The following is a 23,650-nucleotide window of genomic DNA, read 5'->3' as shown; positions in this document are numbered from 1 at the left end:
GTCCAAGACACGCCGTAACGGGTCATCGCGTTGCGGCGTGTCTTGGACACTCAACGCCCGGGCGCGGCGCGGGGGCGCGCCCGAGGGAGGGAGAAGCGACGCGCGCAACCCCCGCGACGCGCCGGCCCCGGACGGAGCAGAATCCCGGCGTCCACTCAACGGAAGGCGGAGTCATGCCCAGATCGAGACCCGTGGCCGTCGTCGTCGCGGCCCTGAGCGTCCTCTTGCTCGCGGGTTGCGGCATCCGGATCCCGGCCGACCCGCAGGGCACCCTCGACCGCGTCGAGGGGGGAGTTCTGCACGCCGGCGTCTCCCCGAACGGCGACTTCGTCCGCATCGACGGTGACCTGCCGAGCGGCAGCGAGGTCGATGCCCTCACCGACTTCGCCACCTCGATGGATGCCGAGGTCGACTGGACCGTCGGCTCCGAGGAGGCGCTCGTCCGCGGCCTCGAGAACGGCGATCTCGACGTCGTCGCCGGCGGCCTGACCGACGAGACCCCGTGGACGGAGCGGGCCGGGATGACGCGTCCCTACGGCGAAGTCACCCTCGACGATGGGTCGACCGCGAAGTTCGTCATGCTCGTCCCGCTCGGCGAGAACGCTTTCGTCTCGCGGCTCGAGACCTTCTTGACCGACGAAGCCGCCACCGAGGGAGTCGGCTGATGATCGCGCGCTTCGGCCACACCGAGCTCCCCGAGCGACAGGCTCAGGTTTTGCGCCGCGCGATCCGTCTCGAGTGGGTCACACTCGCGTTCCTCGCGGTGACCGCCACCCTCGTCTTCCTCGTCCTCGGCAACTCGCAGGCGATGAAGGCGGCCTGGATCGAGGACCTGCTCTCGTTCATCCCCCCGATCGCGTTCCTGATCGCCGTGCGTCTGGCGCGGCGCAGACCCACCGTCCGCCACCCCTACGGCTTCCATCGTTCGGTTGCGATCGGCCACCTCGTCGCGGCGGTCGCCCTGACCGCGATGGGCCTGTTCCTCATCGTCGACTCCGGCATCGGCCTGCTCACCGCGGAGCACCCCACGATCGGCACCGTGAACCTCTTCGGCGTCACGATTTGGCTCGGCTGGCTGATGATCGCGGTGATGGCGGTCACGGGCATTCCGCCGGTCATCGTCGGTCGAATGAAGCTCGGTCTCGCCCGCGAGCTGCACGACAAGGTTCTCTACGCCGACGCCGACATGAACAAGGCCGACTGGATGACCTCGGTCGGCACGATCGTGGGCGTCCTCGGGATCGGCGTGGGCCTGTGGTGGATGGATGCCGCGGCGGCGATCTTCATCGCCGGGAGCATCGTCCACGACGGCGTCGGCAACCTGCGCGCCGCCGTCGTCGATCTGATGGACGCGCGCGCGACGACCTTCGACGACGCCCACCCGCACCCTCTCGTGGACCGGGTGGACCAGTACCTCGCCGGGCTCCCGTGGGTGCGCGAGGCGGGGAGCCGTGTGCGTGACGAGGGGCATGTGTTCCACATCGAGGCGTTCGTCATCCCCCATCGCCGCAAGATCGCGCTCGCCGACATCGAGAACGCCCGAGAGGGCTGCGTCGCCCTGGACGGGAAGATTCAGGACGTCGTGGTGGTCCCCGTCCCCGAGCTGCCCGACGTCGTCGACGCGATCACTCCCCGAGGATCAGCCGCCTGATCGCGGCATCCTTCGAGCCGCCCAACTCCATCGTGCGCCCCTTGCGGTACAGCGAGAAGACGCGCGGGTCGATGTAGCTCGACCGCGCCACGGCGGGGGTGTTGCCGAGCGCCTCGGCCGTTGCGCGAACCGCCGCGACCTCGGCCTTCTTGCGTTCGTTCTTGCCGCCCGTGGCTCCGACCTTCGCGAGCGCCTCCGCCGCGAGGATCGTTCCGCGCAGCGTCCGGAAGTCCTTCGCACTGAACGGTCCGCCCGTGAGGGAGCGGACGTACGCGTTCACGTCCCCGGGGGTGAGTGGCACACGCCGCCGCCCCCGTTTGTAGCTGAGAAGCGCAGCGCGCGAGCGGCCGAGTGCGAGTTCTTCGATGAGGGATGCCAACTCCGCATCGCGGACACGAAGGTCGGCGCGCTTGCCGCTCTTGGCGGGGAACGAGAGCCGGATGAGGTCGCCCTCGACCGTGGCATCCCTGCGTTGGAGAGTTGTCAGGCCGCGGCTTCCGTTCGTGACGAAGTACCGCGCGTTCCCGACGCGCGGCGCGACCAGATCGAGCAAGCGGAACGACACGGCCAAGACCCGCTCGCGGTCGATGTCGCTCCGACGCAGGGACTGGGTCACCCGGGCGCGGGCCCGCGGGAGGGCCTCGGCTAGTTGAAGGGCACGGGCGAACTTCCCCTTGTCTTGCCGCTTCGACCAGTCGGCGTGATAGGTGTACTGGCGCCTCCCGGCCTCGTCGGTTCCCACGGCCTGGATGTGCGCGTTGGGCTGTGTCGCGATCCACACCTCCCGCCAGGCCGGCGGGATGACGAGGCTCCGCGCGCGTTCGGCTTCGCGCTCAGGCACCGGGGCACCCGTATGGTCCACGAAGCGATAGCCCGACCCCGAGCGCACGCGGCGGAACCCGGGGTCCTCGTAGGGCCGGACGCGGATGAGCCGCGGCATCGGGTCAGTGGTTGCGGAGCATGTCGATCAGCTCCGCCTTCTTCTTGCCCGAGTAGCCGGTGATCCCGAGCTCCTTCGCGCGCTTCTTCAGCTCGTCGACCGTGCGGTCCTCGTAGTTCTCGGCGTGGCCGCCCTTCTCACCGACTTTGCCACGGCCCTGGGCCGCTGCCGCGTTCGAGATGCGCGCGGCCTTCTCCTTCGAGTCGCCCTGCTTGCGCAGCTCCTCGTAGAGCTCCGGGTCTTTCAGACTGTTGGATCCTCGCCCCTGGGGCATGGTCGTCTCCTTCCGTCGGACCACCGACGCTACGACCACCGCTGCGCACGGCTGATCGGGGTTGACACCGCCTCGGCGATCCCGTCGGCGCGGCGCGGCCGATCTGTTATCGCGCGAGCCCGGCTAACAGCGTTTTCCCAGGCGCGTCAACCCCCTCCCGCTCCGCTGACCGAGTGACACGGTTGAAGAACCACTCGCCAGGGTGCCGCGTCGTGACGCGGTGAACAGCAAGGAGCCCCCCATGAACATCTTCCTCATCATCATCATCGTGGCTGCGATCGTCATCGCCATCGTGAGCGGGATGAGCCAGGCCGCCAGCTTCCTCCTGTGGGTCGCGATCATCGTCGGCCTCATCGCCCTCATCGTGCTGTTGTTCCGCCTGATCAGCGGACGCAAGCCCGTTTGACCCCCTGAGAGGTCGACGCGTTTCGGGTGCGCGTCACCTCCCCTCCGGCGGGTCCTCCCGCCCCGGATGCCACGTGCTCATCGAGCGCGTGGCATCCGTCTTTGGCGTGGGAACCCGGTCCCTTCGACAAGCTCAGGGACCTCTGCTGGCGCGCGCAGGGGCCGCCGCACCCCAGGTGGCTGAGCCTGTCGAAGCCACCGGAACCCTGCCACGAGGGTTGACGAAAACGCGATATATCTCGATACTGTTCCCGAACGCGATATATCGCGAGAGAGGAGCCCGCCATGGAGAAATGGATCGTCCACCCCGGCGAGACGCGCGTCATCGACCTGGAAGACGTACGCGAGCTGAAGATCGGCCTCGTCGGCGGCCAGATCGACGTGATCGCGCACGACGACCCGAGCGCTCGGATCGAGGTGCACGGCGTCACGGTCAAAGACCTCCGCATCGAGATGACCGACGGCCGCCTCGAGATCGACCACCCGCAGCTGCGCTGGGACAACTTCCTCGAGGTGTTCCGCAACTTCGGCGCCGGCGGCCCCAAGGCCGAGGTGAGCGTGGCCGTGCCGCGCTCGGTCGCCCTCACCCTCGGCGTCGTGAGCGCGAGCGCCCTCGTCTCGGGTCTGCGTACCGACGCCCGCCTCAACACGGTGTCCGGCGACATCATCGTCGACGGCCTGGTCGGCGACGTGAGCGCGAACGCGGTCTCGGGCGACGTGCAGGTGCGTGAGCTCGAGGGTGCACTGAGCGCCAACAGTGTCTCCGGCGACGTCACCGTCACCGGCGCCGTGACGAAGGCGTCGATCGACACGGTCTCGGGCGCGATGCTCGTCGACTCCACCGGCCCCGTGCAGTCGATCGCGCTCAACTCCGTCAACGGCGCGGCCACCATCCGCCTCGACCGCGGCCTGCCCGCCAATTACGTCTCCCGCTCGGTGAGCGGGCGCGTGCAGATCGACGGACACGTCCGCTCGGGCTCGGGCCCCACCAACTACACGGGTTCGACCGGCACCCTCGCCGGATCTTTCGTCGACGTGCGCGCCAACACGGTCTCGGGAGAGATCACGGTGCTGCGCCGCGGCATCTCGGGGCTCCGCCCCGAGGAACTCGCCGGAGAGGAGGAATGGTGATGAGCCCGGTCTTCTCGCACGGCGGCCTGCGCCTGTACATCCTGAGCCTTCTCGACGAGGCCCCGCGCCACGGATACGACCTCATGCAGGCCCTGTCCGACCGCACGGGAGGCACCTACTCCCCCTCGGCCGGAACGATCTACCCGCGCCTCGCGAAGCTCGAGGACGAGGGCCTCGTCACGAAGACCGTCGACGGACGCAAGACCGTCTACGAGATCACGGATGCCGGACGCGCCGAGGTCGCGGCCCGCACGGGCGACCTCGAGGGCATCCAGGCCGACCTGGCCGACAGCGTGCGCCTCATCGCCGACGAGGTGCGTGGGAGCGTCCGGGATGCCATGCGCAGCCTCCGCGCCGATCTCGCCGCCGCGTCCCGTGAGGAACGCGAGCAGGCTGAGACGACCCCCGTCGACGACGCGCGCTCCCGGACGCGCGAGCAGCTGCACCGCGCGGATGCCGCGATCACCGAGTTCCGCGGACGCGTCCGTTCGGAGTTGCGGTCGCACGTGGCCCGCGGCGGCGAGCTCACGGCATCCGGAGTCGACGAGATCGAGGCGGCGCTGCGTCACGCGTCCGAGTCGGTCGCGCGCGCGATGCAGGGCTGACGCCTCACTCCCAGGGCAGATCCTCGTGGGCGCCGACCGGCTCTCCCAGCGGAACGACCAGCACCGGACGGTGCTGCCGGTGCGAGAGCCGGGCGGCGACCGACCCGGTCAGGAACTCGCGGAGCGACTCGCCCAGTCCGCGCTTGCGGGTGCCGACGACGAGCAACGACGCACCCACCTCGTCGGCGAGCTGGATCAGCGACAGCGCGGGATCGCCGATCAGCTGCCGCACCGACCACGTCACGGGATTTCCTGCGAGGGCGACCGCCGCATCCTTCTCGACCTCGGCCAGCGCAGCCCGCGCCACCTCGCCCGCGACGTCGAGGGTCGCCGAGTTCACGTACCCGTCCGGATCCTCGAAGGCGACGAACCGCGTGGTGTCGACGTGCGCCACGATCAGTTCGACGCCCGCCAGTACGGCGTACCGCGCGGCTTCGTGCACGACGCGGGGCGACTGCCCGGGTACGACCCCCGCGATGACGGCTCCGGATGCCACAGCCGACGGCTCGTGGTCGCTCATTCCGTTCTCCCCTCGTCGCCGGTGAACCCCCGCGCGGACCGCCGACGGTCGGGGTCGAGGGGCACCGTGATATCCTGGGTGTTACTCTTACCGGCTCGGTCCGGAACCGCAATACGCAGGGCCCTGAGCACGGCCTGCGATGTCGATCGTGAGGGGGTCTCGCATGGGGCGTGGCCGTCAGAAGGCGAAGCACACCAAGATCGCCCGTGAGCTGAAGTACGACACCTATTCGGTGAACTACGCAGCGCTCGAGCGCGAACTCGGCGCACCCGAACCGGGTGAAGACACGTACGTCGACAAGTGGGCGGACGAGTACTCCGACGAGTACGAAGACGAGAAGGCGTAGGGCCTCAGCGCCCTGCACCGGCCGCATCCGCGGCTGTCACCAGGCGGTGCCGTAGCGGCGCTCCCAGGCTTCCTCGATCGTTTCTCCGCGTGAGACGACGATTCCGGCGGGGATCACGCACGCGATGACAACGCCGAGCACGATCAGACCGGCCGTCCATCCGCCGGTCACCTCGTGGGTGACGCCGAGGGCGAGCGGCATGAGCGCGGCGATCCCGTAGCCGACGCTCTGGACGAACCCGCTCAGCGCGACCGCGGTGTCGTGCGACCGCGTGCGCAGGCCGAAGAGCACGAGCGCCATGGGGAACATCAGGGGCGGGATGCCGATCAGCACCACCCACAGCGTCGTCGCGGCCGCGGGGGCGAAGAGCAGCCCCGCCACCCCGGCGAGACCGCCGACCACGGCGACGACGTAGAACGGGGCGACACTGCGCGCCCGCACGACCAAGAGCGGAACGACGAGCGAGACCGGCAAGCCCATGAACGAGAACAGGGCGAGCAATCGGCCGGCCTCGGCGGCGTCCACCCCGGCGACGCCCATCACCAGCGGCGGCAACCACGCGAAGAGTCCGTAGGCGACGGACGAGTTCACCCCGAACGTCGCCGCCAGCGCCCACGTCTGCGGCACGCGGATCACGCGCGACAGCACGGAGGTCTTCGGCTGCTCGATGATGTCGGCGCGCGCCGCCCGGGCGCGCAGGCTCATCGCGACCCACGGCACCACCGCGGCCACGGCGACCGCCGCCCAGAGCGTGAACGAGCCGCGCCACCCGACGCTCTCGGCCAGCGGCACGGCAACCAGCGGCGGCATGAAGGTGGCGACCGCCATGGTGGTCGTGTAGATCGTCGTCATCAGGCCGATGCGGGTGGGGAAGTACTTCTTCACCACCGCGGGCAGCAGCACATTGGCGACGCCGACCGCCGCGAAGATCCCGGCGGTCGCGGCGAGCAAGGTGATCGCATCGACGGCGATCGCGCGCATCGCCAGCATGACCGCCGCGACGACTGCCGCGAGGAGCACGAGCCGTTCGAGACCGACGCGTCGCTCGATCGCGGGAGTCACGAAGCCCGAGATCGCGAAGGCGACGGGCGGCGCCATGCCGATGAGGCCGACGACGGCGGCCGGGAGGGGGAAATCGCGCTCGATGACGATCAGCAGCGGCGACAAAGAGGCGACAGCGATGCGCAACGTCAGCGCGAGCAGGAGGATCGCTGCCGCGGCGAGCGCGACGGTCCCCGCGCGGCGCGGAGTCAAGACTCCTGGCTGCCCTCGACCCAGGCCAGGTACTCCTCCGACACGGTGCCGGTGACGTAGCGACCGTCGAAGCAGCTCATGTCGAGGTCGACCAGGTCGGTGCCCTCCATGATCGCCGCCTTCAGGTCATCGACCTCCTGGTAGACGAGGTAGTCGCAGCCCAGCTCCTCGGCGATCTCCGGGATCGTCCGTCCGTGCGCGACGAGTTCGTGGCGGGAGGGCATGTTGATGCCGTACACGTGCGGGAAACGCACGGGAGGAGCCGCCGAGGCGAACGTGACGCTCTTGGCCCCGGCATCCCGAGCCATCTGGATGATCTCGCGGCTCGTCGTGCCGCGCACGATCGAGTCGTCGACGAGCAGCACGTTCTTGCCCTGGAACTCGGTCGACATGGCGTTGAGCTTCTGGCGCACGCTCTTCTTGCGCACGGCCTGCCCGGGCATGATGAACGTCCGGCCGACGTAGCGGTTCTTGTAGAAGCCCTCGCGGTACTCGATGCCGAGCTTGCGGGCGACCTGCATCGCCGCCGGTCGCGCCGAGTCGGGGATGGGCATGACCACGTCGATGGACCCGGCGGGGGTGTACTTCGCGACGGTGTCGGCCAGGCGCTCGCCCATGCGCAAGCGCGTCTCGTACACCGAGACGCCGTTCATGACCGAGTCCGGACGCGCGAGGTAGACGTACTCGAACGAGCACGGCGCGAGCATCGTGCTCTTCGCGCACTGCTGAGCGTGGAGCGTGCCGTCGAGGCTGATGAACACAGCCTCTCCGGGCTCGACGTCGCGGACGACCTCGAAGCCGGCATTCTCGAGCACGAGCGACTCGGATGCCACGATCCACTCGTCGCGCGGCTCACCCCCGGGTACCTCGGGCGCGGGGCGCTTGCCGAGGATGAGCGGACGGATGCCGAACGGGTCGCGGAACGCGAGCAGACCGTAGCCGGCGATGAGGGCGATCGAGGCGTAGGAGCCCTCGACGCGCTCGTGCACACGACCGACCGCGCGGAAGACCTGAGCGGGGTCGAGGTCGGGGCCGGTGATCTCGGACTGCAGCTCCGAGCCGAGGATGTTCACCAGCAGCTCGGTGTCGGAGCTGGTGTTCAGGTGCCGGCGGTCCTTGTGGAACAGCTCGCTCGTGAGCTCGCGGGTGTTGGTGAGGTTGCCGTTGTGCACCAGGACGATGCCGTAGGGGGCGTTGACGTAGAAGGGCTGCGCCTCTTCTTCGCTGGAGGCCGTGCCCTTCGTGGCGTAGCGCACGTGGCCGAGACCGATGTCGCCGAGGAGGGCGCGCATGTCGCGGGTGCGGAACGCCTCACGCACCTGGCCGCGGGCCTTGTGGATGTGGAAGACGCCGCTGGACTCGGCCGTGGCCATGCCCGTCGAGTCCTGTCCCCGGTGCTGGAGAAGGAGGAGCGCGTCGTAGATCTCCTGGTTGACCGGGCCCTGCCCGGCCATGCCGACGATGCCGCACATGGGGTGTTACTTCGCTCCATTCGCCGGGTGACCGGCATCCGCGTACGAGCCGACCAGGCGCACGGCGCCTCCGTCGACGCCCTTCGCGCCCTGTTCGTAGTCGCCCTCGGGGCGCTGGTCGTCGCGGACGACGCCGACCTGCCACGTGGCGATGCCATCGGCCGTGAGCGCCGCGATCGCGGCATCCGCGACCTCCGGCGAGACGACGGCGAGGAATCCGATGCCGAGGTTCCAGGTGCCCTCGGTCGCGGTGAGCTCGAGATCGCCGATGTCGGCGAGCACGCGGAACACCGGCGAGGGGCTCCACGTCGAGCGGTCGAGGTCGACCCACGTGTTCTGGGGCAGCACGCGCGCGAGGTTCGCCGCGATGCCGCCGCCGGTGACGTGGCTGAGCGAATGGATGCCGAAGCCGACGGCCGCGTCGTCGAGCAGACGCAGCAGCGGCGAGGTGTACAGGCGCGTGGGCTCGAGGAGCGCCTCGCCCCAGGTGCCGCCGAGGTCGGCCGAAGCCGAGCCGTACGCGATGCCGGCGCCGGTGATGATGTGGCGTACGAGCGAGTAGCCGTTGGAGTGCAGGCCGCTCGACGCGAGAGCGAGGACGACGTCGCCCGGGCGGACGCGGTCGGCGCCCAGGACGCGGTCGGCTTCGACGACGCCGGTCGCCGCTCCGGCGACGTCGTAGTCGTCGATGCCGAGCAGGCCGGGGTGCTCGGCGGTCTCGCCGCCGACGAGCGCGGTGCCCGTGGCCGCGCAGCCGCGCGCGATGCCCGCGACGATGTCGGCGATGCGCTGCGGCACGACCTTGCCGCACGCGATGTAGTCGGTCATGAAGAGCGGACGCGCGCCCACCACGACGATGTCGTCGACGACCATGCCGACGAGGTCTTCGCCGATCGTGTCGTGCTTGTCGATCGCCTGCGCGATCGCGACCTTCGTACCGACACCGTCGGTGCTGGTCGCGAGCAGCGGCTTGGCGTAGTCGCGGAGCGCCGAGGCGTCGAAGAGGCCGGCGAAACCGCCCACGCCACCGAGCACTTCGGGCCCGTGGGTGCGGCGCACGGCCGACTTCATCAGTTCGACAGCGAGGTCTCCGGCGGCAGTGTCGACGCCGGCAGCGGAATAGGGGTTCTCGTGGGGAGCGGAGGCCACCGGAACAGACTACCCGGGGCTGCTGTGTGCGGGCGTCCGGGTGGGGCGCGGGCCGGTTGCGGGGCCGGACGCCGGAGCGGTTGCGTGCGACGGGAGGAGATGCAGCGACGGGAGGACACCCAGCGCCCCAGCATCCTCCCCTCCCAGAATCCCCTCCCCTCCCAGACACTGGTTGCCGTTGGGGAGATAACCGGGCAAGCCACCAGGCCAGGGGGATGGCCACTCCGGGACGGGCCGAGCACCCACCCCAGGAGGAGAATCAGCCACGGGAGGACCCCCGACGGCCAGGCATCCTCCCCTCCCAGAATCCCCTCCCTCCCAGGGACAGGGCCGAGCAAGCCACCAGGCCAGGGCACCTCCGCCTCAACGAGCGCGGTGCAGCCCCTGCGCGATCGCCTGGACGATCATCAGTTGGACCGAGGGCCAGTCGTCGACCATCTGGCGGTACCCGACGCGGATGACGTGGTAGCCGTTCAGCGCGAGAAGGGCGTCGTGTCGAACGTCGGCTTCGCGCTGCGCGCCGACATGGTGCCCACCGTCGACCTGCACGACGAGCCGCTCACCGATGAGCAGGTCCACACGACGGCCGAGGATCCACGCTTGCGGGCACAGCCTCTGGCGAAGCCATCTCAGGCGAACGAGGAGGAAGGTCTCCAGGCCGGAGTCCGCGAGCGGCGTCGCCTGTTCCGCGAGCTCGAGCGCGCGGCCCCTGAGGGGATAACGACGCATCTCGTCGAGCGTGACGAGCCCCTTGTTGAGCGCCGAATCCCAGATCGCGAGCGCCTGTTCCGGTGGGAGGCACCCGCTCACCACACCGAGCACATTGACCACACCGTCGACCAGATCCTCCGGATGCCGCTGGATGAGAGGGCGCGAGCGATGAACGCGAGTTCCGGCCGATACGGAGATCCGCCCGGAGTGGGCGGGTGCCGCGACGTGGACGTGGTTCTGATCGAACACCCACAACCCGTGCCGGGCTGCAGCGGTGGCGCACGCGAGTGTCACGCCGCCACGCGCGGCTGAAAGGAGGTGAGCATCGGCATCGGGAAGAGCGATCCATCGCCGACGCACCCGCAGCACAGCACCGCTGCGGACGGCCGCCGCGATCGTGTCGACGGACGTTCCCTCTCGCAGCAGGCGGGTCGTCGCGACGACCCCTTCCAGGGCACGCACCCGGGCCTGGAGGACTTCGATGCGGCGGGATAGTCGAGCGCTCATCCGGGAAGCGTGCCGGATTGCGAAGCGCGCCCGCGGGAACAGCATCCCAGCCTGTGGAGAAGTGGGGGTGGGGAGAAGCAGTGCTACGGGTGGGTGCCGGCCGTTCGGGAGGAGATTCGGCGACGGGAGGACACCCTAGGGCCAGAGATCCTCCTGCCCCGGAATCACCTCCCCTCCCACAGGAGAAGGCCGAGACTCGGCAATGGGAGGAGATTCGGCCACGGGAGGAGCGGCTGAAGCTGCGGCGCCCTCCGCTCCCTGAAGTTCCTCCCGGGGGAGCGCGCCCGCCGCAAGGCCCATCCCCCACCGTCGAGACCGTCCCTACAATGACGCCATGACGGCAGGCCAGCCCGAGTGGGTGATCCGCGAGGACGCGGGGTCACCGGTGCTCGTCGCGCTCTACCTGCGTCAGGTGCTCGGCATCCGTTCTCCCGACGATCTGCCCTCCCTGCGGCGCGTGCCCGCCGCCGCGGAGACGACGAGGACGGATGCCGCTCAGTCGGAGCTCGAGAGACAGTGGCGGGCCTATTGGGCGTTGACGGTGGAGCCGCAGGCGCATCCCTCCCCCGTCCCTCTCGAGCTGGTGGAGGGTTTCGACGGGCTGGTCACGCTTCCGGTTGAGGGCGCGGAGGCGCTGCGCGAAGCCGCGTCGCCCTTCGCCGACGAGGCCACCGACTTCGCGCAGCAGGCTCATCGACGGTATGCGCGCGAGACGGCGGCGCGACCGGGGGTGTCGTATCGCGCCTACGCCAGCGCGATCGCTGCGCACGAACGCGCCGTGGGCCGTCGGGCGCACTCGTTCGAGCTCAACGTGCAGATCCTGCCGCTGACTCAGCGCGGAGTGTGGTGGATCGGCTCGCTCACGGTCGCTGTGACCGACGGTCTGCGCGGAGACGTGGCGGCGTTCGACTCCGCGATCCACCCGATCATCGCGGAGCTCGCCTGAAGGTCAGACCCCGTGCTGCTCGTGGTCGACGATGACCTGGCGGGTGCGTCCGCCGAGGACGCGCTCGAAGATCAACGCGACGATGGCCGCGACCGTCACACCGACGACCACGCAGATCAAGGCGGTGAAGCCGAACACCTGCAGCTGGGAGTAGACGACCTGCGTGTACGGGCTGACATCGGTGCTGTCGATCGCGAACGTCAGGATGAGGGCGACCAGGATGCCGACGAACGCGCCCGCGGCCAGGAAGACGCCGTACTTGGGCGCGCGGCGAACGCTGGCCGTCTCGATCTCATCGCGAGAGAAGGACGGTCGTTCGGGGGCGGGCTGCTCGGCCATGAGTCCATTGTCCCACCCCCGCGCGGATGACGGGGCGCGGTGCCTACGCATCGAGCAGCGATCGCTCCGAGAGTCGAACCCTCCACACCGACACCCGTTACCCCGTGGAGCGGGGATCAGGTGATCAGGACTACTCAGCACCCTTCAACGCCCCCAGCACGTCGACCCGACGCAGACGGCGCGCCAGCAGGAACGATGCGCTCAGGCCGCACCCCACGACGATCACGACGCACCACGCGGTGGCGACCGGCGACGCGGCCGACGCGTACACGATGCGATCTGTGCGGAACACCGCCAGGTACGCCGACAGAAAAGCCATACCGGCGGGGATGCCGATGAGCGCGCCGGCGACGGTGATGGCGACGTTCTCGCGCAAGAGGAGGGCGCGGATCTCGCGCGGACGCACCCCCAGCACGGCGAGTGTCGCGTAGTCGCGGGTGCGTTCGGCGAAGGCCAGAGCGCCCAAGTTCACCAGCACGACCATGGTCAGCAGCAGCCCGAACCCTTTGATGAGCGCGAAAACATCGCCGAGGCCGTCGATCACCTGCTCAGCGTTCGCGCGCCGGTCGTCATGTGTCAGGACACTCGCGATTCCGGGCCGGCCCTCGAGCACCTCGGCGGCCTCAGCCCCGCGCGCCAGCAGCGCGTTCGGCGAGAAGACGCCGCCCGCGCGCTCCCACGCAGACCGCGAGAGAAAGAGCCCCTGAGGCTCTCCCGCGTCAGTGACCCCGCGCACGATGACGGCGACCCCCGTCGCGGAGCCAGGCGGAAGAACCGTGACCTCATCGCCGATCGCGATCCCGCGTGCATCGGCGAGCGCGGCGCTCACGAGCGCACCGTCGGCGGGCAGCGCGACGCCGGCATCACCGTCCGGCAGGCGGTAGAGGTCGCCGTCCGACAGGACGTTGACGGCTTCGCCCCCTGCGAGGCCGTCGCCTGGCATGACGAAGGACATCTGCCACTGAACGTCGGTGATTCCGGATGCCAGGGCCTCGCCCTGCTGTGACCATGCGCCCGGAGAGAGCCGCGCCTGCGCGTCGAAGAGGTACTGCGAATCGAAGGACCGGGCGACCTGATGGTGCAGGGAATCCGGCATCCCGAATCCCGCGATGAGAAGGGTGGTGCCCCCGACCGTCGCGGCAAGTGCAGTGAGCAGGCGCCCACGCGCTGTCGCGATCTCGCGCAGGCCCCACGCGTTCAGCGGTGACATTCGCCGAAGCCGAGGGAAGACGCGCCGAGTCGTCGCGGCCCCGCCGCGCATCGCCGCCGCAGGGTCCGTGCGCCGCGCCGCGCGAGTGGCGACGACCGACACGACCGACGCGCCCGCGACCAGCGCGACCGCGAGCGCCAGGGGCGCTGGGGTGTACGCCGGAATCCAGGCGACCAATCCGAAGCTCGACCGCTGCGACCGCAAGACGAACAGCGAGAGCACGGGAGCGAACGCGAAGCCGACGAGGGCGCCCGCGGCGACGACGATGGCGTACTGGGAGTAGTGCCGGCGCAGCTGCGTGTCGGTGACGCCGAGCGCTTTCAGCGTGGCGATGTCGCGCTGCTGCATGTCGACCAGTCGCCGCATCGAGGTGAACATCGCGAGCATCGCGACCGCCAGGAACAAACCGAGGAACAACAGCGACAGACTTCTGATCTGTCGAATGCGGTCGGTCAGCCCCACCACTCCCGGCTGAGAGGACCGGTCGTACATGGCCAGTCGGTCGGCCCCGAGCAGCCCGGGCGCCCCCGCCATGATCCGCTCGGGCGAGCCCGCCAGGGCAACGGACACGCGACTCGGCCCGAGCGCCTGCATCTGCTGCCGCGAGACATAGGCGTAGCCGTACCTCGACGGGTCAGGCGCGTACAGACCATCGACTCCGGTGTCCGACACCTTGTCGGCCGACCGCACCCACGCCGCGACGGTGAAGGAGTGATCCGTCGCCGCGATCCGTAGCCGCACGGTGTCCCCCACCCGAAGCGCGTGTGCCTCGGCGAATGCGGCGTCGAGAGCGATCTGGTCGTCCGTGAGATCGTCCAGGCGTCCTTCGACCGGTTCCGGGACGTCGATCCGTTCCGGCAGCGCGCTCACGACGAGGTCGCCTCGACCACCGACGACCGCCGCATCGAGCAGACCCGTGGTCTCAGCATCCGAGACCCCCGGAAGACCCCGCAACGCGTCGACCTGTTCGGGCGACGCTGACGAAGCGGTGATCCAGACGTCCGCGAGGTGGGCCTCGGCATCCATTCGCTCTTGCTCGACCTGCATCCCCCGCCACCCGCCCTCGAGCCCGCCGTACACGGCCAGGCACAGCGCGCTCATGACGAACACGGCGACGAACTGCGCCGCCCGGAGCCGCAGATCGCGTAGGAGCTTTCGGCGCAGCAGGGCCGCGACGCTCATGAGACGGGAGGGCGGGAGTCTGCCACGACCCGCCCATCGCGCATCTCGACGATGTGATCGGCGAGGTCGCGGATCGCGGGGTCGTGAGTGACCACCGCTACGATCGCGCGCCCCTCACGTGCGACGTCCGTCAGCAGGGCCATCACCTCGACCCCCGATGCCGAGTCGAGGGCTCCCGTCGGCTCATCGCACAGCAGTACATCGGGCCCCTTCGCCAGCGCCCGCGCGATCGAGACCCGCTGCATCTGCCCGCCCGACAGCTGCGGGGGAAAATGGCCAGCACGATCACCCAGCCCGACGCGCTCGAGCAGTTCGATCGACGTCGGCACGTCGGCGCGGTGACGAGAGGGGAGGCGACGCGCCAACTCGACGTTTTCGAGCGCCGTGAGCTGCGGGAGCAGGTTGTAGAACTGGAACACGAACCCGACGCGGTCGCGACGGAACTCCGTGAGCTCTCGCGGGCCCGCGCCCGTGAAGATGGTGCCGTTCAGTTCGGCATGGCCCGAGTCGGGTGTGTCCATCGCACCGAGCACGTTCAGCAGCGTGCTCTTGCCCGACCCCGATGGTCCGACGATCGCCGCGAGCCCGCCGCTACGCAGGTGTACGGAGACGTCGTCGAGAGCCAGGACCCTCGTCGCTCCCGTGCCGTACTCACGCGACAGCGCCGTGGCGCGCAGTCCTGTTCCGGATGCCATCCGCTCCGTCCCCTCGTCCGGGCACCATCCACTCCGTGGGCGCCCTCCTCGACCATGGCCGACGACCGCGCCGCGATGCTGCGGTCGGGCCGGCGTCCTCGCCGGGTGAACGATGCGGGGATATTGGGCGATCGTGCGGTGGGTGCCGGCCCTACGGCCGCAACGGCAGCAGCGCACTCAGGTCGGCGCGGACCCCCGAGGCCACGATGCGGCCGGCGGCGACGGCATCCGTCCAGTGCTCCCGGCCCGTGGCGACGGCGATCCAGGTGGCGGCGTCGGTCTCGACGACGTTGGGCGGAGTGCCGCGGGTGTGGCGAGGGCCCTCGATCACCTGCACGGCCCCGAACGGCGGCACCCGCATCTCGACGGAGTTGCCCGGGGCCTTCTCGGCGAGCAGCTGCAGGAGGTAGCGCACGGCGGTCGCCGTCGCAGGACGCGGGGCGTCACCGGCGGCCACCGCCTCGAGGGCGGCCCGACCGTCGCCGGTCTCGATACGACGTGGGGGCATGGCATCCACGGTACTCGCGGGGCACGCGCGCGGCTCGAGCGCCCGCGCTGGGCCGCACGACCGCGAGCGCCCGTACCGGCCGCGCAGACTGAACCGCACCGGCCATGCCGTGCGCGCGCCACGCACGCAGAGCCCGCTCGGTAGGCTGACCAGGTGAGAATCCTGGTCCTCGGTTCGGGCGCGCGCGAGCACGCCATCATCCTCGCCCTGCGCTCCGAAGAGGCATCGCACGCGATCTTCGCCGCCCCCGGCAACGCCGGTATCGCGCGCGACGCGCACCTCGTCGGTCTCGACCCGAACGATCCGGCCGAGGTGCTCACCTTCGCGAAGAGCGAGGCGATCGACCTCGTCGTCGTCGGACCCGAAGCACCGCTGGTCGCCGGAGTCGCCGACGCCCTGCGCGAGCACGGCATCCCGGTCTTCGGTCCGGGCAAGGCGGCCGCGCAGCTCGAGGGATCCAAGACGTTCGCGAAGCGGATCATGGATGCCGCGGGCGTCCCCACCGGACGCGCGGTGCGCGCCGCCGACCTCCCCACCGTCGAAGCAGCTCTGGACGAGTACGGCGCGCCCTACGTCGTCAAGGCCGACGGGCTCGCCGCGGGCAAGGGCGTCATTGTCACGTCCGACCGCGAGGCCGCGATCGCGCACGCCACGACCTACCTCGTCACCGGCGCGGTGCTGGTCGAGGAGTTCCTCTCCGGCCCCGAGGTGTCGCTGTTCTTCCTCAGCGACGGCGACCACGTGCTCCCGTTGAGCCCCGCGCAGGACTTCAAGCGCCTGCGCGACGGCGACGAGGGCCCCAACACCGGCGGCATGGGGGCGTACTCGCCCCTGCCGTGGCTCGACGAACGCTTCGGCAGCGAGGCCGAGTTCGTCGACCAGGTCACCCGCGAGATCGCAGAGCCCGTGATCCGGGAGATGGATGCCGAGGGCACCCCGTTCATCGGACTCCTCTACGCCGGCCTCATCCTGACCGAGAACGGCATCAAGGTCATCGAGTTCAACGCCCGGTTCGGCGACCCCGAGACCCAGGTCGTGCTGCCGCGCTTGATCGACCCGCTGTCGGAGCTGCTGCTCGCCGCGGCCTCGGGAACGCTCGAGGACCGCCCGCGCCCCGCCTTCGCCGAAGCCGCCGCCGTGACGGTCGTGCTCGCGAGCGAGGGATACCCCGAGGCGCCGGTCACGGGTCGCCCCTTGACCGGCATCGACGACGCCGACGAGGTCGACGGTGTCCACCTCGCGCACGCCGCGACGGCGGCATCCGACCACGGGTTCACGGCGACCGGGGGGCGCGTGCTCAGCGTCGTCGCTCTGGGCTCGACGTTCCGCGAAGCCCGCGCCGCCGCCTACGCGGGACTCGAGCGCATCGGCCTCGAGGGTGGCCAGTACCGCACCGACATCGCCGCGAAGGTCGCCGAGGACTGACGTCGGCGCGGGTGGCGCGGCATCCGCCCCACCCGTTCACGGCGTGTCCCGCCATGTGCCGGAGATCGCTCCGAATTCCGCACAGAACGGGACACACCGCGGGGTGCCCGCGCCACGCTCAGTCGAGAACGGTCACCGTCGGTCCGGCATCCACGAGGATCGCCTCGCCGCTCGCCCTGCGCGGCTGCGCGGTCACGAGATCGACCGCGGCCCGCGCAACGTCGTCGACCGGGGTGAGACGCCCGCTCGGCGCGAAGCCGGCCGCGAAGCCCGCCTTGTCGTCGGGCGCACCGCCGGTGAGGCGATCGACCATCGGGGTGTCGATCACCCAGGGGCACAGCGTGAACACGTCGATCCCGGCCTCGGCGAGCAGCGGCGCGGCGCTGCGCCCCGCCGCGACCACGCCCGCCTTCGCCGCGGCGTAGGGTACGGCGATCGGCACCGGCAGCACCGTTCCGACGAACGACGCCGTGTTGACGATGACCCCGCCGCGCCGCATGTGCGTCGAGGCGTGATGCAGCCCCGACAGCACACTCGTGAGGTTCGCGTCGACGACCTCGCGCAGGGCCTCGGGCGTCCAGTTCTCCATCGGTCCGATCGGACCCTCGGTGCCCGCGTTCGAGAACCAGAAGTCGAGCGGGCCCTCGGATGCCGCGACCCGAGCGAGCTCGGCCACGTCGGCGTCGCGCGTGATGTCGGCGGCGACGAAGAGCGCCTCACCGCCCGCGTCCGAGATCGCCTGCACGACGGCCGCGCCGCGCTCGGCGTCGCGGCCCGAGAGGACGACGCGTGCGCCCGCTGCGGCGAGACGGTGGGCGATGGCGGCGCCGATTCCGCTGGTGCCGCCGGTGACGACGGCGGTGCGTCCGGAGAGGTGGGTCATGATCTGTCTCTTTCTGTGGGACGGGGTGGGGGGTGGTTTGTGGAGTGGTGGACGAACCCGGCCGTGGCGCAGCGGACCGTCCGGCGGAGTTCACGCCCGACAGGCCGACTCAGGATGCCGCGAGCCCGGCGAGTCAGCCCGGACTCCGCGCGACGGCGCGTGCGAGAGGGGCCGCGATCGACCCGGGTTCAGCCGCGCGCGGCGAGCATCTGCTCGACGTCGTCGACGAGCCCCGCCGCCCCCGGCGCCACCGCGATCGCCTCGCCGACCGCCCGGGCGCGAGCCGCATAGCTCGGATCCGCGAGGATCCGCTGAACGGCCGAGCGGATGGCATCCGGGGTCGGCCGACCCGTGCGCAGGTTAACGCCCACTCCGGCGTGCTGGACGCGCGCCGAGGTCTCGACCTTGTCTTCGGAATCGCCGGCGATGACGATCGGCACGCCGTGGCGCATCGCGTGGTGGAGCCCGCCGTACCCGCCGTTGGTCACGAGCACGCTCGTGCGGGCGAGCAGTTCGTCGTACGGCAGGTAGCTCGCCGCGAAGGCGTTCGCCGGCAGAGGCGGGAGCGTCTCGACGGCGCGCCCGCCGGTGGTCACGGCGACCTGGACGGGCAGATCCGCCAGGGCTGTGAGAGTCGGTTCGATCACCTCGCTGTAGTCGGTGTTGGCGACGGTTCCCTGCGTCACGTGCACGAGGGGCAGAGCCGGGTCTAGGTCGTCGAACCACGCCGGGGCGGGCGTCGGCCGTGTGGACGCGGTGGGCATCGGCCCGTAGAAGCGCAGGTTCGCGGGCGCATCGCTGCGCGGATACTCGAACTCCTCGACCGTGAAGTGCGCGAGCAGGTCGCTGCGCGAGAGCACGTCCATGAAGAACGCGCCGTTCAGGGGTGGCGCCCCGACACCGGCGAGGAAGAGGTCCAGCGACCGATGGACCGGCCGCAGCACGGCCTTCGCCGTCACGCCGAGGACCCGATTGCGCAGACGGTTCAGCACCGGCTGACGCAGGGGCGTGATGCCGAGACCGTAAGGCGGAGTATCGCGACTCGAGAATCCCGCGGCGGTGATTCCGCACATGACGGTGAGCGGACGCTCGGAGCGCGGTCGACCGAACAGGGTCTGCACGCCGAGGAAGAGCATGTCGTGCAGCACGACGTCGGCCGGCTCCTCGGCCAGGATCTGCTCGAGGGCGGCGGCCGCGGGGCCTGCGGGGTCGAGGAACGCGCGCTCGACACCGCGGTTGATCGCCGCGAGTCCCCGCTCGCGGACGTCGTCACCCGTTCCGATGTCGTCGAGTGTGTCGGCCTCGGGCGGCAGGGCCAGGAACCGGATGCCGGCCGCCTCGACCATCGATCGGTATCGGGCACCGGTGAGCAGGCGTACGTCCCACCCGCGACGCTGCAGTTCGGTGGCGACGACGAGGAGCGGACCGACGTGGCCGACGGCGGGCATGCTGCAGATGAGGGCAGAGGAGGTCATTTCCTGTTCTTTCCGGACGTCCCCGCCGCGCGTTCACGCGAGATTGTCGGCGAGGTGGATGAGTTGCGCCGTGAGCCACGACCGATACGTGGCGAGGTCCCATCCGCGGGCGACGATGAAGTGCGTCCAGGGATCGGGTCCCGTGATGAGGCCGAGCACGTCGGCGGCAATGGCGACCTGGTCGACGCGGATACGTTCGCGCTGCAGGAACCACCCGGCCCCGATCGTCATGTCGCGGTGACGCCGCATCTCGAGGTCGAGGTAGGCGACGCGCACCTCGGCGTCGCCGTCGGCCGCGGCGAGCATGGCCCGCACGATCGCCGCGGAGCGCTGGTTCGCCTCGATGAGGAAGTCGACGTAGCGAGCGATCGCGGTGTCGGTGTCGGGCTCGCTCATGATCTCGACGAGCGCGGGACGCTCGGTGAGCGAGTGCCGCCCCTCGTCGCCCGCGAAGGTCCGTTCGAAGGCGGCGATCAGCAGAGCATGCTTGGGGCCGTTCAGGTGCACCGTCGGGATCGACACCCCCGCCTCGGCGGCGATCGCCTTGATGGTGGTGGCGACGTAGCCGTCGCGGACGAAGAGTCGACCCGCCGTGTCGACGATGTTCGCGCGTGTGGCGGCGGCCTCGGCCTGTCGCTTGGGGGACTGATAGCTGCGGGGCACGTCCCACACGCTACTTCGCTGCGGCGGCGCCGGCCCGGGCGATGAGGAGTCCCGCGATGATCTGCGCGCCCGTGGACACGAAGTACATCGCGTTCGTCAGCCACTCGACGGAGCTCGCGTTGATCACGGCACCGAGCGCGAAGCCGATGATCGCCAGCACGAGCATCGCCCACCGCGCGGGGCCGGTGAGCACCCGTGCACGCGCGACGATGATGCCTCCGACGAGCAGCAGCACGCCCTGGACCGCGCTCATGGCGAACAGGAACGCCATCGCTCCGTCGGTGGGCTCGGCCGTCGGCAGGAGGTAGGCCGCGAGCAGGTACATGCTCTGGTTCGCGAGGAAGAAGGCACCGAAGCCCAGCAGGGCGATCTTGCCCACGAGCGACGAGCCGACCGCCCCCTGACCGTCGCCGCGGCCGAGAGCGAGCGGGAACATCGCCGCGACGTGGGCGAGGGTGCTCGCGAGGAACAGCACCCAGAACGCGGCGGCGGGCCCCGGTTCGGAGGATACGTCGGTTCCGATCTCGAGGGCGGTGGCAGCGGTCAGCAGCACACCTCCGGTGAGGATCAGGATGCCGGCAGCTCGGGGCCATGAGGGGCTCGAGGAAGCAGGGGAAGAAGAGCGAACACTGAGGGTGGGAGCGGTCATTGGATGACTCCTTCGATGAGGCGAGGCGAGAAACGCGAGCGGGGTGAGAGTCATCCCGATCCGTTAATTAAATATATCTGCGTATAAGTCAATTACGGAAGCGTTTTGGCCCGAACCTCTCGACGAGTTGTCGGCTGCGCATCGTGGTCGAGGTCCACCGGAGCGACCGGGCCGCGGCCGCGTCGCACCGGGAGCGGCAGGAAGATCAAGCCGATGAGCAGCACGACGAGCGACAACCGCATCGGCAGCGTGTCGACGGCGAGAAGCACCGTCGCCGGCGGGCCCTCGAGGTGATGGCGAACGACGCCGCGCACGTCGGAGACGGCGACAGGTATCGGGTCGGCTTCGGCGTTCGCGTCTCCGCGGAGCGTCAACGAGTCGCCCTCGACGGCGACGATGCGGTGCGTGTAGCGCCCCGATCCCGGCGGCTCGACCGTGACGATCGCGCCCGGCACGAGCTCGTCGGGCTCAGCGCGGCCGACGAAGAGCACGTCACCGAGGTGGAAGGTCGGCACCATGGAGTCGCCGTCGACGCGGACGATCTCCTGCTGCGTGACCGCGCCGTAGGCGAACGGACCGCCGAGAGCGGCGAGCAGGACCGCGACGATGATCCAGCGGACCGGAGAGAGAGCGGCGCGCAGAGTACGGTTCATCGTGCGATCGCCGCGGCCGCGGCAGGCGAGGCCCACCCGAGATAACGGTACGAGACGGTGTACGTCACGGTGCCGGGCAGCGTACAGTTTCGCCCGACAGGGGTCGACGGAGCCGCACAGAAGGAGAAACTCTGCGGCGGAAGTGGGCTCAGCTGCCCCGGGCTCAGCTTGAGCATGCCGAACCCGTCGAAACCCGCTGCCCAGGACGTTCCGTCGGAAGCGACGGCAATCGACTGCAGCTGCGCCGCGCTCACCTGCACGATGCCCGGCGCGGAGGTGGAGGAGGCCCAAGACGTCTGCATAGGCTTTGGCGTGGAGTACGCGGTCCTGATGTCACCGAGACCCAGCTGCCCGACCCCGTTGCCTCCCCAACCCCACACGTCGCCACTCGACGTCACCGCGAGCGACGAGAGGGGCCCCGCGCTCACTTGAGCGATCGACACACCGTCGCCCCACGATCTCGTCACCGGTTGCGGGCGGACGGCCGAGTGCTCTGCACCGTCGCCGTCGCCGAGGAGCCCGTTGTTACCGATCCCCCACGCATAGACCACACCTTCGCGCGTGAGCGCGAGAGAGTGCCCCTGTCCCGCGCTCACCTGTCGGATGAACGGGATAGAACCGCCGCTCGGCCAGGACACGGGCCTGGGCACGCGTGCAACGTGGGCGCTTGCGTCGCCATCTCCCAACCCGCCCCCGGCGCCGTCCCCCCACGCCCACACCGCCCCGTCTTTCGTCAACGCCAGGGAGCGATTGCCGCCCGCGCTCACCTGCCCGACAGGGGCACCTTGCAGTCCGCTCCGCGCGGGAACGGGAACCGCCGAGTTCTGCGCTTCGCCGTTGCCCAGCTGCCCCTCCGTACCCCGCCCCCACGCCCAGACGTCCCCGTCGGTAGTGACAGCCAGGGAATGTTCTGTACCCGCGCTGATCTGCGAGATCCGCGCAGTGGTGCCCCAGGTCTTGGTGACGGGAACGGGCACGACCGAGTCCTGCGCGGTGTCGTTGCCCAGTCGACCGTCGGCTCCAGCCCCCCATGCCCACACCGATCCGTCCGATGCCAGCGCCAGGGAATGCGAGAATCCCGCGCTGACCTGCGTGATGCGCACCGCGGGCCCCCATGAGGGAGTGACGGGAACCGGCGTCTGTGCTCTGCTGCGGGAGCCGTTGCCCAGTCGGCCGTTGTCGCCTGACCCCCATGCCCAGACGGATCCGTCCGATGCCAGGGCGAGGCTGTGGGAGTAGCTCGAGCTGACCTGGGTGAATGTACGCTTGCCGATGAGAACCGGCACGATCTGGTCGGCGACGCTACCGTCACCTGTACGGACTGTCTGATTCCACCCCCACAACCCTCCTGACGACGTCACCAACAGCGACGGGGCCCGTCCGGCACTCACGTACGCGACCGCAGTATCCCCGCTGACCGCAACGAGCGCCGGCACTGATGCTCCCCGCCAGCTGTCGTCGCCGATTCGTCCGCTTGCGCCACCCCAGACCCAGACCTTTCCCGACGAGTCCAGCGCCAGCGAATGCTTGTACCCCGCACTCACCTGCGTCACGGTGTTCGCGCCGAGGGGCACTGAAACAGGGACGTTCGATCTCTTCGTGTTCGTCACCAACTGCCCGAAGTTGCCGTCGCCCCACGCCCAGACCCGCCCCGACGAGTCCACCGCCAGCGAGTGCGCCGCACCCGCGCTCACCTGCGTGATGGTGACGCCCGCGCCCAACGCCACTCGAACCGGCACCAGCGCGTCGTCGGCACCGCCGTTTCCCAAGCGCCCGAGACCGCCGGATCCCCACGCCCACGCCTGGCCCGACGAATCCACCGCCAGCGAATGCGCCGCACCCGCGCTCACCTGCGTGATCGTGATACCGGAGGCCAACTTCACGGGAACCGGCACAAACGCATCCTCGGCACCGCCGTTTCCCAGCCGACCGTTGCCTCCGGTCCCCCAGGCCCATACCTTTCCCTGCGAGTCCAGCGCCAAGGAGTAGTCGCTGCCCGCGCTCACCTGCGTGATCGTCACACCAGCCGGCCACCGGACCGACACCGGCACAGGACG

24 protein-coding genes and 1 pseudogene are annotated in these 23,650 nt (G+C 70.1%); 8 read left to right on the top strand and 17 right to left on the bottom strand.

Annotation, left to right across the window (positions count from 1 at the left end; translation table 11 throughout):
• Nucleotides 1–173 precede the first annotated feature (173 nt).
• A complete protein-coding gene (locus AB0O24_RS16665; protein ID WP_363376526.1) occupies nt 174–665 on the top strand; it encodes a hypothetical protein in 492 nt (163 codons plus the stop codon).
• A complete protein-coding gene (locus tag AB0O24_RS16660) occupies nt 665–1,651 on the top strand; it encodes a cation diffusion facilitator family transporter (protein WP_363376524.1) in 987 nt (328 codons plus the stop codon). The genes AB0O24_RS16665 and AB0O24_RS16660 overlap by 1 nt, the downstream gene beginning before the upstream one ends.
• Here AB0O24_RS16660 and AB0O24_RS16655 read toward each other — a convergent pair.
• Nucleotides 1,626–2,591 carry a DNA topoisomerase IB gene (locus AB0O24_RS16655; protein WP_363376522.1) on the bottom strand — a complete coding sequence of 322 codons (966 nt, stop codon included), beginning with the start codon at nt 2,589–2,591 and terminating at the stop codon, nt 1,626–1,628. The two genes, AB0O24_RS16660 and AB0O24_RS16655, sit on opposite strands and share 26 nt — an antisense overlap.
• Before the next feature lie 4 nt (nt 2,592–2,595).
• Nucleotides 2,596–2,865 carry a Rho termination factor N-terminal domain-containing protein gene (locus tag AB0O24_RS16650; protein ID WP_058597506.1) on the bottom strand — a complete coding sequence of 90 codons (270 nt, stop codon included), beginning with the start codon at nt 2,863–2,865 and terminating at the stop codon, nt 2,596–2,598.
• Between the two features lie 241 nt (nt 2,866–3,106).
• On the opposite strand from AB0O24_RS16650, the gene AB0O24_RS16645 reads away from it, so the two are divergent.
• From AB0O24_RS16645 to AB0O24_RS16635, 3 genes are all read left to right on the top strand, one after another.
• Entirely contained in the window at nt 3,107–3,271 is a 165-nt protein-coding gene (locus tag AB0O24_RS16645) for a hypothetical protein (RefSeq protein ID WP_013584263.1), read from the top strand.
• A 284-nt stretch (nt 3,272–3,555) separates the two neighbouring features.
• The gene (locus AB0O24_RS16640) at nt 3,556–4,401 is read left to right on the top strand and encodes a DUF4097 family beta strand repeat-containing protein (protein ID WP_363376520.1); all 846 of its coding nucleotides are present in this window, start codon (nt 3,556–3,558) and stop codon (nt 4,399–4,401) included.
• The gene (locus AB0O24_RS16635; protein ID WP_058597505.1) at nt 4,401–5,006 is read left to right on the top strand and encodes a PadR family transcriptional regulator; all 606 of its coding nucleotides are present in this window, start codon (nt 4,401–4,403) and stop codon (nt 5,004–5,006) included. Before AB0O24_RS16640 ends, AB0O24_RS16635 begins: the two co-directional genes overlap by 1 nt.
• A 4-nt stretch (nt 5,007–5,010) precedes the next feature.
• Here AB0O24_RS16635 and AB0O24_RS16630 read toward each other — a convergent pair whose 3' ends face one another.
• Entirely contained in the window at nt 5,011–5,526 is a 516-nt protein-coding gene (locus AB0O24_RS16630; protein WP_363376517.1) for a universal stress protein, read from the bottom strand.
• Nucleotides 5,527–5,689: 163 nt separating this feature from the next.
• Between AB0O24_RS16630 and AB0O24_RS16625 the strand changes: the two genes are divergently transcribed.
• Nucleotides 5,690–5,872, top strand: a complete 183-nt coding sequence (locus AB0O24_RS16625; RefSeq protein ID WP_363376515.1) for a DUF3073 domain-containing protein — start codon at nt 5,690–5,692, stop codon at nt 5,870–5,872.
• A 36-nt stretch (nt 5,873–5,908) separates the two neighbouring features.
• Here AB0O24_RS16625 and AB0O24_RS16620 read toward each other — a convergent pair whose 3' ends face one another.
• The 4 genes from AB0O24_RS16620 to AB0O24_RS16605 all read right to left on the bottom strand — a co-directional run bounded on the left by AB0O24_RS16620 (nt 5,909) and on the right by AB0O24_RS16605 (nt 10,965).
• Nucleotides 5,909–7,126 (bottom strand): MFS transporter, encoded by a 1,218-nt coding sequence (locus tag AB0O24_RS16620; protein ID WP_363376513.1) that lies wholly within the window; start codon nt 7,124–7,126, stop codon nt 5,909–5,911.
• Nucleotides 7,123–8,598 carry an amidophosphoribosyltransferase gene (gene purF, locus AB0O24_RS16615; RefSeq protein WP_275796280.1) on the bottom strand — a complete coding sequence of 492 codons (1,476 nt, stop codon included), beginning with the start codon at nt 8,596–8,598 and terminating at the stop codon, nt 7,123–7,125. The genes AB0O24_RS16620 and purF overlap by 4 nt, the downstream gene beginning before the upstream one ends.
• 6 nt (nt 8,599–8,604) lie before the next feature.
• Nucleotides 8,605–9,747 carry a phosphoribosylformylglycinamidine cyclo-ligase gene (gene purM / locus AB0O24_RS16610; RefSeq protein WP_363376511.1) on the bottom strand — a complete coding sequence of 381 codons (1,143 nt, stop codon included), beginning with the start codon at nt 9,745–9,747 and terminating at the stop codon, nt 8,605–8,607.
• 363 nt (nt 9,748–10,110) lie between these two features.
• The gene (locus AB0O24_RS16605; protein WP_307383122.1) at nt 10,111–10,965 is read right to left on the bottom strand and encodes a DUF559 domain-containing protein; all 855 of its coding nucleotides are present in this window, start codon (nt 10,963–10,965) and stop codon (nt 10,111–10,113) included.
• Nucleotides 10,966–11,299: 334 nt separating this feature from the next.
• Here AB0O24_RS16605 and AB0O24_RS16600 point away from each other — a divergent pair, with 334 nt between their 5' ends.
• Entirely contained in the window at nt 11,300–11,911 is a 612-nt protein-coding gene (locus AB0O24_RS16600; RefSeq protein WP_275801453.1) for a zinc-binding alcohol dehydrogenase, read from the top strand.
• A gap of 3 nt (nt 11,912–11,914) precedes the next feature.
• Here AB0O24_RS16600 and AB0O24_RS16595 read toward each other — a convergent pair whose 3' ends face one another.
• The 4 genes from AB0O24_RS16595 to AB0O24_RS16580 all read right to left on the bottom strand — a co-directional run bounded on the left by AB0O24_RS16595 (nt 11,915) and on the right by AB0O24_RS16580 (nt 15,845).
• The gene (locus AB0O24_RS16595) at nt 11,915–12,250 is read right to left on the bottom strand and encodes a potassium transporter Trk (RefSeq protein WP_275801454.1); all 336 of its coding nucleotides are present in this window, start codon (nt 12,248–12,250) and stop codon (nt 11,915–11,917) included.
• Between the two features lie 130 nt (nt 12,251–12,380).
• A complete protein-coding gene (locus AB0O24_RS16590) occupies nt 12,381–14,642 on the bottom strand; it encodes an ABC transporter permease (RefSeq protein ID WP_363376508.1) in 2,262 nt (753 codons plus the stop codon).
• Nucleotides 14,639–15,337: an ABC transporter ATP-binding protein gene (locus tag AB0O24_RS16585; RefSeq protein WP_363376506.1), complete on the bottom strand. Its 699-nt coding sequence runs from the start codon at nt 15,335–15,337 to the stop codon at nt 14,639–14,641. The genes AB0O24_RS16590 and AB0O24_RS16585 overlap by 4 nt, the downstream gene beginning before the upstream one ends.
• Nucleotides 15,338–15,488: 151 nt before the next feature.
• Nucleotides 15,489–15,845 (bottom strand): sterol carrier family protein, encoded by a 357-nt coding sequence (locus AB0O24_RS16580; RefSeq protein ID WP_363376504.1) that lies wholly within the window; start codon nt 15,843–15,845, stop codon nt 15,489–15,491.
• Nucleotides 15,846–15,998: 153 nt separating this feature from the next.
• On the opposite strand from AB0O24_RS16580, the gene purD reads away from it, so the two are divergent.
• On the top strand, nt 15,999–17,270 hold the full coding sequence (purD, locus tag AB0O24_RS16575) for a phosphoribosylamine--glycine ligase (RefSeq protein ID WP_363376502.1): 1,272 nt from the start codon (nt 15,999–16,001) through the stop codon (nt 17,268–17,270).
• A 118-nt stretch (nt 17,271–17,388) separates the two neighbouring features.
• Here the strand turns inward: purD and AB0O24_RS16570 are convergent, their stop codons facing one another.
• The 6 genes and pseudogenes from AB0O24_RS16570 to AB0O24_RS16545 all read right to left on the bottom strand — a co-directional run.
• Nucleotides 17,389–18,153, bottom strand: coding sequence for an SDR family oxidoreductase (locus AB0O24_RS16570; RefSeq protein WP_275801460.1), 765 nt, complete (start codon nt 18,151–18,153; stop codon nt 17,389–17,391).
• 188 nt (nt 18,154–18,341) lie between these two features.
• Entirely contained in the window at nt 18,342–19,628 is a 1,287-nt protein-coding gene (locus AB0O24_RS16565; protein WP_363376500.1) for a nucleotide disphospho-sugar-binding domain-containing protein, read from the bottom strand.
• Nucleotides 19,629–19,661: 33 nt separating this feature from the next.
• A complete protein-coding gene (locus AB0O24_RS16560; RefSeq protein ID WP_363376498.1) occupies nt 19,662–20,291 on the bottom strand; it encodes a TetR/AcrR family transcriptional regulator in 630 nt (209 codons plus the stop codon).
• Between the two features lie 10 nt (nt 20,292–20,301).
• Nucleotides 20,302–20,940: a hypothetical protein gene (locus AB0O24_RS16555; RefSeq protein WP_275801463.1), complete on the bottom strand. Its 639-nt coding sequence runs from the start codon at nt 20,938–20,940 to the stop codon at nt 20,302–20,304.
• Between the two features lie 92 nt (nt 20,941–21,032).
• On the bottom strand, nt 21,033–21,593 hold the full coding sequence (locus AB0O24_RS16550) for a signal peptidase I (protein ID WP_275801464.1): 561 nt from the start codon (nt 21,591–21,593) through the stop codon (nt 21,033–21,035).
• Nucleotides 21,590–23,650, bottom strand: a pseudogene (locus tag AB0O24_RS16545) (hypothetical protein); the annotation flags it as partial. The pseudogene AB0O24_RS16545 and the gene AB0O24_RS16550, both read right to left, overlap by 4 nt.

The organism is Microbacterium sp. NPDC086615 (genome assembly GCF_040686055.1).
Lineage (GTDB): Bacteria > Actinomycetota > Actinomycetes > Actinomycetales > Microbacteriaceae > Microbacterium.
The sequence above is the reverse complement of the archived record's forward strand: the minus strand, read 5'-3'. Positions and strand labels throughout refer to the sequence as shown.

Excerpts from the sequence above, each read along its gene's own strand:
- AB0O24_RS16600 (WP_275801453.1), top strand. The coding sequence starts at position 11,300 with ATGACGGCAGGCCAGCCCGAGTGGGTGATCCGCGAGGACGCGGGGTCA.
- AB0O24_RS16640 (WP_363376520.1), top strand. The coding sequence starts at position 3,556 with ATGGAGAAATGGATCGTCCACCCCGGCGAGACGCGCGTCATCGACCTG.
- AB0O24_RS16580 (WP_363376504.1), bottom strand. The coding sequence starts at position 15,845 with ATGCCCCCACGTCGTATCGAGACCGGCGACGGTCGGGCCGCCCTCGAG.
- AB0O24_RS16660 (WP_363376524.1), top strand. The coding sequence starts at position 665 with ATGATCGCGCGCTTCGGCCACACCGAGCTCCCCGAGCGACAGGCTCAG.
- AB0O24_RS16630 (WP_363376517.1), bottom strand. The coding sequence starts at position 5,526 with ATGAGCGACCACGAGCCGTCGGCTGTGGCATCCGGAGCCGTCATCGCG.
- AB0O24_RS16655 (WP_363376522.1), bottom strand. The coding sequence starts at position 2,591 with ATGCCGCGGCTCATCCGCGTCCGGCCCTACGAGGACCCCGGGTTCCGC.
- AB0O24_RS16625 (WP_363376515.1), top strand. The coding sequence starts at position 5,690 with ATGGGGCGTGGCCGTCAGAAGGCGAAGCACACCAAGATCGCCCGTGAG.
- AB0O24_RS16565 (WP_363376500.1), bottom strand. The coding sequence starts at position 19,628 with ATGACCTCCTCTGCCCTCATCTGCAGCATGCCCGCCGTCGGCCACGTC.
- AB0O24_RS16570 (WP_275801460.1), bottom strand. The coding sequence starts at position 18,153 with ATGACCCACCTCTCCGGACGCACCGCCGTCGTCACCGGCGGCACCAGC.
- purF (WP_275796280.1), bottom strand. The coding sequence starts at position 8,598 with ATGTGCGGCATCGTCGGCATGGCCGGGCAGGGCCCGGTCAACCAGGAG.
- AB0O24_RS16645 (WP_013584263.1), top strand. The coding sequence starts at position 3,107 with ATGAACATCTTCCTCATCATCATCATCGTGGCTGCGATCGTCATCGCC.
- AB0O24_RS16605 (WP_307383122.1), bottom strand. The coding sequence starts at position 10,965 with ATGAGCGCTCGACTATCCCGCCGCATCGAAGTCCTCCAGGCCCGGGTG.
- AB0O24_RS16585 (WP_363376506.1), bottom strand. The coding sequence starts at position 15,337 with ATGGCATCCGGAACAGGACTGCGCGCCACGGCGCTGTCGCGTGAGTAC.
- AB0O24_RS16595 (WP_275801454.1), bottom strand. The coding sequence starts at position 12,250 with ATGGCCGAGCAGCCCGCCCCCGAACGACCGTCCTTCTCTCGCGATGAG.
- AB0O24_RS16665 (WP_363376526.1), top strand. The coding sequence starts at position 174 with ATGCCCAGATCGAGACCCGTGGCCGTCGTCGTCGCGGCCCTGAGCGTC.
- AB0O24_RS16550 (WP_275801464.1), bottom strand. The coding sequence starts at position 21,593 with ATGAACCGTACTCTGCGCGCCGCTCTCTCTCCGGTCCGCTGGATCATC.
- AB0O24_RS16635 (WP_058597505.1), top strand. The coding sequence starts at position 4,401 with ATGAGCCCGGTCTTCTCGCACGGCGGCCTGCGCCTGTACATCCTGAGC.
- AB0O24_RS16590 (WP_363376508.1), bottom strand. The coding sequence starts at position 14,642 with ATGAGCGTCGCGGCCCTGCTGCGCCGAAAGCTCCTACGCGATCTGCGG.
- AB0O24_RS16555 (WP_275801463.1), bottom strand. The coding sequence starts at position 20,940 with ATGACCGCTCCCACCCTCAGTGTTCGCTCTTCTTCCCCTGCTTCCTCG.
- AB0O24_RS16650 (WP_058597506.1), bottom strand. The coding sequence starts at position 2,865 with ATGCCCCAGGGGCGAGGATCCAACAGTCTGAAAGACCCGGAGCTCTAC.